Genomic DNA, 11,988 nt, shown 5'->3' on the forward strand with positions numbered 1-11,988 from the left:
GCAGAAGCGCCCTCAAGCTGGCGGGGGTGGAAAGGCGAACACGGCAATCAAGCCTCCCGGCGCACGTCGCGAAGCGACGTATAAGCGCGCCCTTGGACCATTCTTCGAATGGCGGGATTTGTCGCAGACCTCATCGGTCTGCGCCTACTGTGGATTTCCACAGGTGCGCGCCATGCTTCCAATCGGGCAGTGTCCAGGCGAAGAACTACGCTTTTCGAAACAGGAGACACACCGCATATGAGACGTTCCTCGTCAGGCATCCGCGAAGAGATCGAACGGCTTCAGGAGCAGCTGAAACTCGCAGAAGCGAAAGAGGCCGAGCGCATCGGCCGGCTGGCGATGAAGGCGGGATTGGGCGATGTCAGTGTCGACGACGCGGCGATTCTGAAGGGGTTTAAAGAACTCACCGTGCGATTTCAGAAGCAGGCCGAAACGCCCACGGGCGACCGGGCTTCTGGTGCTCAAACGAGCCGTTCTGATGCATGAGCGGCGCTATCAGGCATCGCAAACAAACGCGCGGAAAAAGGATGCACGAGAGAAAATCCAGCTCGGCGGCCTTGTCGTCAAGGCTGGGCTTCGGCACGAAGACCGGGCCCTGATCCTCGGTGCACTCGTTGATGCGGCTTGTCGCATCAACGACGGGGCCGAACGGACACGCCTGATGGCCATTGGAAAGGCAGAGTTCAACAATGACAGCAAAGAGGCTGGCGCTGCTGATCGTCCCGGCGGCGCTAATGATCGGAGCGGTTCTGGCGCTTAGAGGCAGTGAAACCTGGCTCGCATCATTCGGTACGACGCCCTGGTCATACCAGACGCTCGGACGGCTCGGGCTCGCCCTTCCCTATGCCATGGCGGCCGTGATCGGCGTCACATTTCTGTTCGCTGCGCAAGGATCGCTTGTCATCCAGTTCGCGGGTCAAGGCGTCCTCATCGGAGGACTTGGTGCGCTCGCACTCGCGATCGTTTCGGAGGCTGCGCGCGTGTCCGGCTTCGCCGCACAGGTCCAAAGCGGATCGGCCATCGACTACCTCGATCTTTATTCCCTCGGAGGCGCGGCCATTGCCTTCGGAGCCGGAATGTTCGGCCTCAAGGTTGCACTCAAGGGAAATGCCGCTTTCGGTGCGACCGGTCCGAAACGGCTGACGGGCCGGCGGGCCATCCATGGCGATAGCGAATGGATGGACAAGACGACGACCGTCCGCCTCTTTCCCGAGAGCGGCGGTATCGTCGTCGGTGAACGCTACCGTGTCGATCTCGATTCCGTATCGACCGTCAATTTCGATTCGCGCCGCAAGGAGACCTGGGGCAAGGGCGGGAACGTACCCCTGGTCTGTTTCGATTGCGGCTTCGGCTCGACCCACGGGATCGCTTTTGCCGGCTCCGGCGGCTACAAGACGACATCCGTCGTGATCCCGACCGCGCTCAAGTTCAAGGGCTCGATGATCGTCCTCGACCCCTCGACCGAGATTGCTCCCATGGTGGCCGAACATCGCGAAGCGCATGGGCAGGACGTTCTGATCCTCGATCCAAGGAGACCCAACGTTGGGTTTAACGTGCTCGACTGGATCGGCAGGTTCGGCAATTCGCCCGAAGAAGACATTGCCTCGGTCGCGGCATGGCTCATGTCGGAAAAACCGCGTGTCACGTCCGGCTCCGATGACTTCTTCCGCATCTCCGCCGAACAGCTCATCACCGGCGTCATCGCCGATGTGATGTTGTCGGATCCTGGCGACACGGTGAGCGAACGATCGCTGCGCGTCGTTCGTGCTCGCCTGGCCGAGCCGGAAGAGACCTTGAAGGAAAAACTCGCCGAGCTTTACGAGCGATCGACGTCGCGCTTCGTCAAGGAGGTCATTGCCCCTTTCATTAACATGACGCCGCAGACCTTTTCAGGCGTTTACGCGACTGCCGCCAAGGAAACCCATTGGCTGTCTTATGACAGCTATGCCGCCATGGTGTCGGGCAACACTTTTTTGACCGACGACATCGCCAATGGCCGGATGACGGTGTTCATAAACGTCGACCTCTCGACCTTGGAAAACCATCCCGGCCTCGCGCGCGTCATCATCGGCGCATTCCTCAAAGCCGTTTACAACCGCAACGGTGACCTTAAGGAGCGCGCCCTCTTCCTTCTCGATGAGGCCGCCCGCCTGGGTTACATGCGCGTAGTCGAAACCGCCCGGGACGCTGGCCGCAAATACGGTATCACCCTCCTGATGCTGTTCCAGTCCCTCGGCCAGATGCGCGAGGCCTTCGGCGGCCGCGACGCGACCAGCAAGTGGTTCGAATCCGCATCCTGGGTATCATTCGCCGCGATCAACGATCCCGAAACCGCGAAATACATTTCCGACCGTTGCGGCCAGACCACCGTCGAGGTCAACCAAGTCAGCCGCACCTCGCGCGGCTCCGGATATTCGCGAACACGGTCAAAACAGCTCTCTCAGCGTCCGCTCATTCAGCCGCACGAAGTCATGCAGATGCGTTCCGACGAGCAAATTGTACTCACCAGCGGCAATCCACCTCTTCGGTGCGGTCGTGCGATATATTTCCGGCGGCCCGAACTCGCAGCACTCGTCGAGACAAACAGCTTTCAGGCGAGTGCATAAGCGGCGATGTCCTAAGCGCAAGCCGACTCGCCCCCGTTTACCACAAGCTCCGGCCTTCTCTTCGGCGCTATGTGGAGAGCGCGTTCAGGCCTCCGCTTCGCTCCGCCCCTCGCGGGGTGGAAAACCGGGGCGGTCCCGGACTCCTGTATGTGCCGCCAAATGGTGGCATGGCCGCTTGCCATTGTTCGTCGTTAGAACATTTGGCGCAATTTGGAGCGACGATGAGCGGAGTGTCGACCTTGTCTATAGGTTGATGTTACGCGGCGATTTTGCTGTGTTGCAAGGGCAGATACTGAATTGTTTGTCGTTTGGTCCTTTCGCGGATTTCGATGATGGTTTGTGGTCCGCTGAAATAGGCGTCTACCCGAGATCATCTTGGTCAGGCTTCTGTGGTATCACTGGTGGTTGTGGTGTTCGATAAAGGCTTTGATCTTGGCCTCTTGGTCACAGGGCAAGAAGTGTAGTTCTCGAGCAAGACGTGGTTGAGGGTTCTCGGTACCTTCGTGACGGTCCCTCCAACCATCAGCTTTTTGAATCACCGGGGCGCCATTGATTCAAGAAATTTGTTGGACCCAGCGGCCGAGCGAGGTGAAACTTCGGCCATGACGCATTCCGCTCACAGGTCCATTCATCTTCGGCGCATCGATCCGGCCCGGAACATGCGTCGCTTCTATAGCCTCACTGTCCAGCCCACCCTCTTTGGCGGAACCTCGATTGTGCGCGAGTGGGGCCGGATCGGATACCGCGGCCAGATGATGGTGGAGACCTTCGACGCGGCATCCGATGCCGACGTGGCGATGAGCCGTCTGGAACGCGTGAAGCGGAGGCGCGGATATCGCGACATGCTTGCCGATTGATCGAAACCGGTCAAACCCGAATAGGTCGAGGAGGTGGGGAAGGTCCCGCCCGATCGGCGAGACCTTCCATATCGCGATCAGTCCCGGTTCGGCCGGGACCAGATCAATTGCAGGCTCTCTTCGCCCTCCACCTCGATCAGGGTGGCGTAGATCGGGGCGGAGAAGCTCGGATCGTCCAGCTTGACCGAGAGGTAGTCGCGGCCCTCGCTAGAGGTCTTCTGCCAGGCAGCGCCCAACTCGACATTGGCGCCTGCCAAGATGCGGAAGTGCGGGCCCTTGTCGGAGGGGTTCTCGACGCGGACCAACTTGGCCTTGACGTTGAGGTTGAGGGTCTTGATAGCGCCGGTAAAGCCGTTGCTCGTGGAGGTGAAGGTGCCGATGGTAGCCATGTGTCTCATTCCTATGTTTGCCGGGCCGCGTCCATCGCGACCTCGATGACGGTCGACAGACCGGGGGCGATCGGCCTGCACCCCGCAAGGGGCTGGAACGAGAGTGGAAGACGGCCGGGAGGGACTTTCTTGTCCGCGAGGAATGGCGGTGCAGCCGCCAGGGGAAGAAAGTCGCGACGGTCGTTGCTGGGACAAGATCGAGAGCCCGCCAGAGCGGGATCGGTCTTCGGTCAGACCAGTCACATCGAGGACGCGGATGGGCGCGACTCTCGCGGAAACGGAATGATCATTGCCGGAACAGCGCGGCCGGACAACCCATTGCCAACGGCGCTCTAGCGAGGTGTGATCGAAATACAAATCGAGGTTCGACAGCGGTAACCAGGACGGGTGCAAAGGACGACCAGTCGCTTTCAACCCTGCGGCGGAGGTGCAGTCGCTTTCAGTCGACGGAACTTTAGCTTTCTATCTGCTGGGCTTTTGATTTCAATCGGTCGAAGAAAGTTGGCTCTCGAATGTATCCCAGATTCGCAAAAACCAGGATAGAGGGAGCGCTGTCCGACACCCTTGTGGTTCTCATCTCGGGACCGCGGCAGTCCGGCAAGGCGACTCTGGCCATGGACATAGCAGCTGACAAAACCCCATTTCTGACACTCGGTGACGCGACCGTCCTGCGGTCGGAGCGTGTAGCATCAGACCGCCCTCCCCAATTCTTCCGCCTGCGGCTGGAGGTCGTGGAGATAATTGACCGCGCGCTGCGCATGGGCCGCGGACTGGAAGATGGCCCGCTTGTCAGAGCCAAGAATATCGATCCAACTCTGGATATAGGCAGCGTGATCAAGCCTCGGCTCGAGCTCGGGAACAATGTCGAGGTCAGCGCAGAGCATGGCGGCTCCGAGCTCCACGAGCAATTCTTCGCGCGCGCGATCCGTAGCGTCCTTGTGGTAGCGGCTGAGATCCCTGTTCAGCCGGTGGGGAGCGGCTGTCCAATGCAGGGTTTCGTGCGCCCTGACGGCGACAAAAGAAGCCGCGTCTCGAAAGGATTCCGGTGACGGCAGCTGCACATGGTCGGACGAAGGCGCGTAATAGGCCTTGTCCCCGCCATAGCGAACGACCGCTCCGGTGTTGTCGAAGAAGCGGTCGGCATGCTCGATGCGCTGGACAGGATTGGCGACAGGGTCAGGCATCGCATAATACTGTGCGGGCAGACCCTCGATCTGGTCGGCACAAAAGACCGTATATGCCTTCAGAAACGGGATGCCGCGCTCGACTTCATCGCCCTGCGCGTCAACCTCGGTGCGCGTAAAGCGGTTGGCATAGACGACCGTCGTGCCCGTTTCGCCCTTGCGGATGTGACCGCCAAGCTCGACGGATTGCTTGAACGTCATCCAGATCGGCGACACGAAACCCCGGGCCACCGTTTCCGACCACAGCAGCAGTGTATTGATGCCCTGGTACGGCAGGCCGTTGTGGCGTAGCGGGCGCGTGGTGCGGCCCGTTCCATTGCCCACACTCCATGGCTTCACCCACGGGCGCACACCCTTATCCAGGTCCGCGACGATACGGTCGGTGATCTTCGCGTAAAGGTCGACGCGGGACTGCTTGTCTTTCCTGCTCATTTTCGTGAACCTCCATTCTGGAGGCCGCGCCGATCGCGGCCCCGTCATGGCGATCCTTCAGCCGGGGGATCAGGAGGCGGGCGCACCCGCTACGGGCCGGAACGTCAGTGAAGGACGGCGAAGCCGTTGCGCGCGACACCGGACCCGGCAGGAGCGTCGTCCAGGACGGGGGCGTGGAGCGGCAAAACCCACACACTGTCTCTCATCGGTTCGATACGCATTCGAGGCGCGGGCATGAGGGGGGCTTGGCGGGCGCCAGGGCGCTCCGCCCGGCGCGGCGTACCGCGGATGCGGGCCGCATCAAGGGCGAGGCCGGTTCAGTGAACCGAACGCGCACCGGCGAAAGGATCGTACTCAAAGAGCGGCGTGACTTCCCCGTCTTCAATCTCGTCGGCCGGTAGGACGCCGTATTCGTCGTGGGACTTGAAGAGGATGACGGTGGTCATCAGGGTGCGCGCGAGGCTCCAGGCGTGCTTCTGGGCGAGTTCGAGGTTGTGCGGCATCTGGGGGCTCCATCTTGGGAGCGGGCCAATCCCGCTCGATGGCTCCTCAAAAGGCAGGCACCCGGGCGCGCTCACCGCAACGGCGAAGCCGGTGCGGCCGCAGCTTGGCTAGCGGACCCTTTACGGGTTGATCGTGGTAGTTCCGGGAGAATGCCAGGACGCCATCACAAGAGAGCGGGATTGGCCCGCTCCCAAGATGGAGCCGAGTGACGTGCAGAATTGGTCGCGCAGGCTGGATCAGCATGACATTCTCCCGCCCAACCGGCGTTATCTCAGAATGTGAAGAGTCAAGCTTATCCGACGCCGGCGAGCGGTCAGATCAGTTTGACGGCCCGAATGTCGACGCTTCGCGCCGCCTGCTTGATGGCTACGGCAATCTCACGCAGAAATGCGGCTCTCACGGAACCGATCGGCTTGGTGGAAACGAAATTGTAGTCCTTGTCCATCTCGACGCGATTGTATTGGTCGAGAAATATCCAGCACGGCGCGGCAAAACCAATGAGCCGGCATTCGGTACGCTCAGGGCCAGCTAACCTGCAACAAGCTCTTTCGAGGTGAAGGGAAAGAGAAACACCACATCCGGACTGCCCGGCGGGGTTATGACGATGCAGACAGAGCGGGGCTACCGACCGCATTCCTCGCCCTTTTGCGCTTCGCGATGCCAGAGATAATGGAATCGGAGATGTGCCCTATTCAAACATCGGTCTTGTCAGGGTCGAGAATGGCGTCTATTCCCGCCATAAGCTCCTCATGAATATCGTCGGCTTCATGAAGCAAATAGGACTTCGTCGGGCTCGGCTCGCCGCGCATGCGGTGATGAATGCGGGCAGAGAGAACATATTGCTTTCCTTGCCGTGCTTGGTGAGCACGACCGGCTCGATCATCGCCGCCTCGAGGATTTCACCCGAGGAGCGGTTCATATCGGAAAAAGGCGTATTGCTTCATCACATGGCTCCAGCGCTTCACGTAAAATAGGTATTTTACGCTGTTTTGCCAAATCGAGACGTCGAAGCAACGAAGAAAGGGGCGGAGCCGGAACTCCGCCCCGGCCGCTCAATCCAGAGCCGCCATCTGCAGTTCGGCCGCCTTGCGATCGACGGTCTGCCCAGGATTGTCGACGTGGCGTTGGAACGGCTTCCAGGCTTCGCCGACGACCTCTTCATAGGCCGTCACGACACCTTCGGCCGCGCAGCGGAGCGCATGGGCCTGAATGCCCATATCGGCAGCGAACTCGCGCTTGCGTTGGGCATTGCTGTCGAACCCGACGGGACCGTCGAGATCATCGTCGCGGGCATCGCTGGCCGACTTCGCGGTCGCGTCTCGAGCTTCCGAGACCGCTCGGGAATAGAACTGGCCGGCGCCATGAGCGGAGCCGACATAAGAACCGACGATGCGCTGTAGGTGGATCTGCATGGCTCGTTCGCCGAGGCCTTCGCTCAGGGATTCGGCCGTGTCGACGATGATCTTGTGGTGGAGATCGCGGATACCGTCGCTGTCGACGACGGGACGGCCGAAGCTTTCGGAGATGAGAAAAGCTTGCGCGCTGTCGGGACAGGCGAGCCGGACCATTTCGAGGGAGGCGCCCTTGCGGAGTTGGACGACCTTGCCCGATTGACGAGAGGGACGAGCGTTGCTGGTCATGTGAGTTCCTTTCCTTCAAGATTGGACCGAAGGTTCGAGCCAGCCTCTGCCGGCCTCCCTTCGGGCGCGGGCAAAAGAGACCGGCGGAAAGACGGAGGGCTTCAGGGTCCGCGCGAACCGAGGCGAGCGAACCTGACTTGCGGGCCAGCAGGGCTTTCTGCCCTTGCGCAACCCGCGCGGGACAGGTTTGGCGAGAATGGTGCGTGCGGCCGCACCGCGGCGCGCCAGCGGCCTTGAAGGCTCCGCCCGCCGGTTTACGTCCGCGACAGAACCGAAGGGAGGCCGGCAGGAGCATCATTGCACCGGCACCCAATTTGAAAGAAAAGACCGTGGCCCCCCCGCAAACGCCCCTGCCGTCACTATGGAGGTTGCGAGTCCGCTATGGTGCTCGTTTCATCGACAGTGGTCTTCGCCCTCACGGCTGGGATCGCGCGCTCCTGCCGGGTAGCTTTCGGCTGAGCTCATCGATTTCACCGCTCCGCTCGAAGCCGAGCTAGTCGACATAGGCGGGAACATGGCGTCATCGGATCGGGTCCAGCGCGATCCCCCGCGCGGATGCGCTTTCGCCTTCGTCTTGGCGATCGTCGTCATGTGTTCCGCCCTGGCCGAAATCTGACGTTCGATCCGTTCGAGATGCGCCCTCGTCTGCCGGTGTGCCGCTTCCATCCGGCAGAGCAAGTTCGTTAGCGTGGCGGCCATCATGACGCGGCTCTTTTCGGCCCTACGGCGGACCATTGCGGAAACCGTGAGGTTCCGGGCCTATAATCGGACGGGATGGTGACCGCGGCCATGGACGCGGCCAAGCCTTCGCCGGCGACGGCCCGGTCGAGAATGCGGCCTGCAGCCGGCACGGGTTGCGCGGGGCGGTCGAGGTGTGCCTCGAGCGCCGCAACGATGTCTGCTCGCGGATTGGAGCCATTCGTATCGACAACGAGGTGGACGGCGACGAGGAAGGTGGTCACGAGCTTTGTCTCCCTTTTGGATTGATGAAGTCAGGCGCGCGGATCGAGATGAGAGCGGCGCATTTCCATGCGTCGGCGCCGGCGAGCCGATCGGGGTGGCGCCTGTGATGGATGACGAGGCGGGGATGGGTGCCCTCGAGCCGGAAGCTGGCTCGCCAGCCGAAAGCCATGGCGATGAGTTTCCAGGGGACGGACATCATCGCCCCCATCCAACAAAGCTCAACGGGCCTTCGGAGATTTCGTGCCGGACGGGATCGGCGAGGAAACCTATACGACCGATCTCGTATTCTGCGGACGGAACGAAGAACCGCCGTTTCTCAGCCTCTGGTCCGCGCCGGCCGCCGAGGGTTGCCACGACCTCGACATATCCGTCGCGCTGCTCCGACCTGATGGCGGAAATCACGATCCAGTCGCCGGCGTGCCGCGCGTGGAACGCGCGCCGGTCCTTCTCATGGGACTGGCCGGGCCAGCGCACGGTTCCAAAGATCGCTTCCCAGGCATCCGACCAGCTGTCTTTCACGGTCTGCTCGGCGCTCCGCCGCTCGAAGCTGGTGAACAAATGCCGAAAGGTGAGCGCGACGATCACCCATTCGGGCTCTTCCTCGTACCAGCCGCCCGGTCGGCGAAGCCGCCGGTCGACCTTCACATTGCGGTCGGCCGCGAGATGCAAGCCGCCATGGCGAGCAGTCGAATGGCAGACGACACCCTCGGCAAAGACCGTTGCACCCTGGGACGATCCCAATGAGATGTTCGCATGTGAGCGGATTTCGCGGCGTCCGAGGGCACGTTTTTCACCGGCGTGTCCGGCCGGTTCGAGCACCTTGGCGCGGAACGCCTCTTCGCCGGCGAGCGCTTCACCATGCCCATAGAATTCATTGCGAACGAGTACCGCCAGCGGCCGGCGCACGCGCCAGGTTGTGGCAAGAAAGTGCGTTTCGCCGTGGCCGGCCGGCATGGCGAAAGCGGTATCGCCGAGATGTGCAACGGGAAATCCTTCGGCGCTGGTGGCGAAATGTACCTCCGGCGGCGCCGTAGAATCTGGCTGCGTTTGTGGAAGGGTCATGCCGCCCTCCCCTCGCCGCGATCGGCGGCGATCTCATCGGCGGTCACTTCGTGCAGCACGGCGTTGGGATAGCCGTGGCGCGACAGCCATTCGTCGGCCGCCTGTTGGTTTTGGGCGACGTGAACCAGCTCGCCGGCATCACCGGGACGATCGAGCACGAGGATCGAGCCAACAGAGGGCCGCTCGGTGATTGAGAACGCGAGCGCGCTGTCGACCGAAAACGTCCTGAAAACCCGGAGCACGATGACGGCCTTGCTGCCGAAATCCCCCTCGTGAAGCGTGAAGCTGGCGGGGATGGTGGTCTCGCCGACGGCGCCACCGGCCTGTTTTTTTACCAGCCGGCCCGTGTTGTTGTGGCGCTCCCAGGCCCGAAGCTTTCGGCGGTGCCGTTCGGGTGGACGGGGCGTGCCGTCGGAATAGCGGATGATCGCACCGAGCGGTCCATTGTCGTAGATCAGTTGCCAGGACATGGGTGATGTCCTCCTGTTCGATGGATTGGAAACGAAAGCGCCGCCGGACGATGCGGCGGCGTGATGTGCGTTCGGAAGAAAAGGGCCGCTATTCGGCGGCTTCACGAAAACCCTCGGAGAAGGCGTCCGGGTCGGTGTGGCCCGTTTCCGGCTCGTCTACGGAGCCTTCGGTATCTCCGGCGTCTTCGTCCGCGGAGATCTCGTTGCGGGCCTTCCAGTCGGCGAGTTCGGCCGCCTCCGGCGCGAAAAGCGCGGAAGTGTGAACGAAGCGCTCTTGCCTGAAATGCTCGACGAGCGCGGCGCGGGTGTCGCGGACCTTGTTGCGCGGCAGGACCGATGTGTCCGCGCATGCCGCCTCCAGCGCCTGGCGGGACAGGCACTGGAGGAAGTCCTCGGTCCCCATATTGGGCAGGAAGCTGTCGGCTCCGACTAGAGCGCCGGCGATCCGCGAGACAATGCCGCTGTTCGACATGTTGCGGCGGCACGACAGTACCTCGATCAGCACCGAGCGGACAGCGATCCGGAGCGTCTCCATGTCGAAGCAAAGCTTGCCGGTCTCATCGACGAGCGATGCGGCGTGGGGAGCGATCTGGCTGCGCAACGAACCCGTGTTGCCCAATCCGGTATCGACGCGGACGTTCTGACCGGCAAAGGCGATGACGAGCAGCGCCATCAGCATGTCGTCCTCGATCGGTGCGCGGGCGAGCGCTTCGTGGAGCGCGTCGGTGCGAAAATCGCCGATCATGTCCTGACCCTTCTGGGTGACGTCTGGACGCTGCGTCGGCGCTAAGGCACCGCCCTCCTCGGCCTTGCCTTTTGCCGATTTTCCTTTCGTCGGTTGGGGTTCAGGCATGCGGTAGACGACGGACTGCACCTTGCCGTCGCGGTCGAGATAAATCGCTGTGCAGTCCGACTTCTTCGGCTTGCCATAGACGCGCTCGGCCTTCTTGGGCAGCTCGGGATCGTTCCAGCCGTTAAGTTCGGTGATGATGCCGTTCTTGGGGAGGTTGTTGCTCATCCACTCCTGCTGGGCGCCGAGAAAAGCCTCGACATCGGTCGTGTAACGGCTGTCCTCGTCGGCGGGCGCGAAGAGATCCTCGACCCAGGCAATGCCGTACGCCTGCGCCAGTTCATCATCGAAACTGGCGTCGCGGGCACACATGCGCGTCTTCGAAAGGCCATTCGCGACCGACCACCAGGAGGTGGTTGCATGTCTCTGGGGCTTGTGCGCCTTCCAGACTTGCCTCTGCTCGTCGATCGAGGCGGCAGCGATTGTCCTGAGCTGCCGCTCGTCCGGCATGTCGCCCTTGGCCATTTGGTCGAGCATGGCGGGAAGCACATTGGCGAGAAGCCGGAGTTTCCTGATCTGGCGCACCGAAAGCGCAAGTGCCGAAGCGATCCCTTCTTCCGTCCAGCCGAGCGCAACCAGCCGCTCGATGGCGCGCCATTGATCGACCGGGTTGAGCGGCTCACGGGCGATGTTTTCGACCATAGAGCGCATGGCGCCGCCATCGTCGGTCGCATCGGTCACGATGACCTCGATCTCTTCGATCTCGGCGGCGATCGCCTGCTTCGTGCGCCGATGACCAGCCTGGATGACAAAACCGTTGCCGCCATCGCCTTCAGGAGAAACGACAGGCGGCTGGATGATGCCGACGGCCTTGATCGTCGCCAGCATCAGCGCGTCGGACTGGGGGTTGGATTTCGAGCGGCGGGCGTCGTCGGGATTGTCCTTCAGCGCGCGCGGATCGATCTTGATGATATACATGGGAAGCTCCTTGTTCGCGATTGTGGATCCGGCGCCGCGCCGGCTCCCTTTTTCGTCTTCTTCTCGAAAACATCCCCGGGACCGCGGAGCGGGCGGGCCGGTGCAACTGCGGC

Annotated in this window: 14 protein-coding genes and 1 pseudogene; 6 read left to right on the forward strand and 9 right to left on the reverse strand. The window is 62.0% G+C overall.

Annotated elements, in window-relative coordinates; all coding sequences use genetic code 11:
* The first annotated feature begins 237 nt into the window (after positions 1 to 237).
* From V6617_RS18540 to V6617_RS18555, 4 genes and pseudogenes are all read left to right on the forward strand, one after another.
* The gene (locus V6617_RS18540; protein WP_338611028.1) at positions 238 to 486 is read left to right on the forward strand and encodes a TraC family protein; all 249 of its coding nucleotides are present in this window, start codon (positions 238 to 240) and stop codon (positions 484 to 486) included.
* Positions 479 to 700 (forward strand): annotated as a pseudogene (gene traD / locus V6617_RS18545) (conjugal transfer protein TraD); the annotation flags it as partial. The gene V6617_RS18540 and the pseudogene traD, both read left to right, overlap by 8 nt.
* Entirely contained in the window at positions 690 to 2,606 is a 1,917-nt protein-coding gene (gene traG, locus V6617_RS18550; protein WP_338611029.1) for a Ti-type conjugative transfer system protein TraG, read from the forward strand. The pseudogene traD and the gene traG, both read left to right, overlap by 11 nt.
* A gap of 602 nt (positions 2,607 to 3,208) precedes the next feature.
* Positions 3,209 to 3,463: a WGR domain-containing protein gene (locus V6617_RS18555; protein WP_338611030.1), complete on the forward strand. Its 255-nt coding sequence runs from the start codon at positions 3,209 to 3,211 to the stop codon at positions 3,461 to 3,463.
* A 77-nt stretch (positions 3,464 to 3,540) separates the two neighbouring features.
* On the opposite strand, the gene V6617_RS18560 is transcribed toward V6617_RS18555, so the two are convergent.
* From V6617_RS18560 to V6617_RS18570, 3 genes are all read right to left on the reverse strand, one after another.
* On the reverse strand, positions 3,541 to 3,852 hold the full coding sequence (locus V6617_RS18560) for a DUF736 domain-containing protein (RefSeq protein WP_338611032.1): 312 nt from the start codon (positions 3,850 to 3,852) through the stop codon (positions 3,541 to 3,543).
* A 689-nt stretch (positions 3,853 to 4,541) separates the two neighbouring features.
* Positions 4,542 to 5,468, reverse strand: a complete 927-nt coding sequence (locus V6617_RS18565; protein WP_338611033.1) for an ArdC family protein — start codon at positions 5,466 to 5,468, stop codon at positions 4,542 to 4,544.
* 317 nt (positions 5,469 to 5,785) lie between these two features.
* Positions 5,786 to 5,971: a hypothetical protein gene (locus V6617_RS18570; protein ID WP_338611034.1), complete on the reverse strand. Its 186-nt coding sequence runs from the start codon at positions 5,969 to 5,971 to the stop codon at positions 5,786 to 5,788.
* Positions 5,972 to 6,213: 242 nt separating this feature from the next.
* On the opposite strand from V6617_RS18570, the gene V6617_RS18575 reads away from it, so the two are divergent.
* Positions 6,214 to 6,504 (forward strand): hypothetical protein, encoded by a 291-nt coding sequence (locus V6617_RS18575; protein WP_338611035.1) that lies wholly within the window; start codon positions 6,214 to 6,216, stop codon positions 6,502 to 6,504.
* A gap of 217 nt (positions 6,505 to 6,721) precedes the next feature.
* A complete protein-coding gene (locus V6617_RS18580) occupies positions 6,722 to 6,946 on the forward strand; it encodes a hypothetical protein (protein ID WP_338611037.1) in 225 nt (74 codons plus the stop codon).
* Between the two features lie 78 nt (positions 6,947 to 7,024).
* On the opposite strand, the gene V6617_RS18585 is transcribed toward V6617_RS18580, so the two are convergent.
* From V6617_RS18585 to V6617_RS18610, 6 genes are all read right to left on the reverse strand, one after another.
* A complete protein-coding gene (locus V6617_RS18585) occupies positions 7,025 to 7,612 on the reverse strand; it encodes a hypothetical protein (RefSeq protein ID WP_338611039.1) in 588 nt (195 codons plus the stop codon).
* A gap of 698 nt (positions 7,613 to 8,310) precedes the next feature.
* Positions 8,311 to 8,574, reverse strand: coding sequence for a hypothetical protein (locus tag V6617_RS18590; protein WP_338611041.1), 264 nt, complete (start codon positions 8,572 to 8,574; stop codon positions 8,311 to 8,313).
* A complete protein-coding gene (locus V6617_RS18595; RefSeq protein ID WP_338611044.1) occupies positions 8,571 to 8,774 on the reverse strand; it encodes a hypothetical protein in 204 nt (67 codons plus the stop codon). Before V6617_RS18595 ends, V6617_RS18590 begins: the two co-directional genes overlap by 4 nt.
* On the reverse strand, positions 8,771 to 9,637 hold the full coding sequence (locus V6617_RS18600; protein WP_338611046.1) for a DUF7007 domain-containing protein: 867 nt from the start codon (positions 9,635 to 9,637) through the stop codon (positions 8,771 to 8,773). The genes V6617_RS18595 and V6617_RS18600 overlap by 4 nt, the downstream gene beginning before the upstream one ends.
* Positions 9,634 to 10,107, reverse strand: coding sequence for a hypothetical protein (locus V6617_RS18605; RefSeq protein ID WP_338611048.1), 474 nt, complete (start codon positions 10,105 to 10,107; stop codon positions 9,634 to 9,636). Before V6617_RS18605 ends, V6617_RS18600 begins: the two co-directional genes overlap by 4 nt.
* Before the next feature lie 88 nt (positions 10,108 to 10,195).
* Positions 10,196 to 11,875, reverse strand: coding sequence for a ParB/RepB/Spo0J family partition protein (locus V6617_RS18610; RefSeq protein WP_338610839.1), 1,680 nt, complete (start codon positions 11,873 to 11,875; stop codon positions 10,196 to 10,198).
* Positions 11,876 to 11,988: the final 113 nt, after the last annotated feature.

The organism is Pelagibacterium nitratireducens (genome assembly GCF_037044555.1).
Classification (GTDB): domain Bacteria; phylum Pseudomonadota; class Alphaproteobacteria; order Rhizobiales; family Devosiaceae; genus Pelagibacterium; species Pelagibacterium nitratireducens.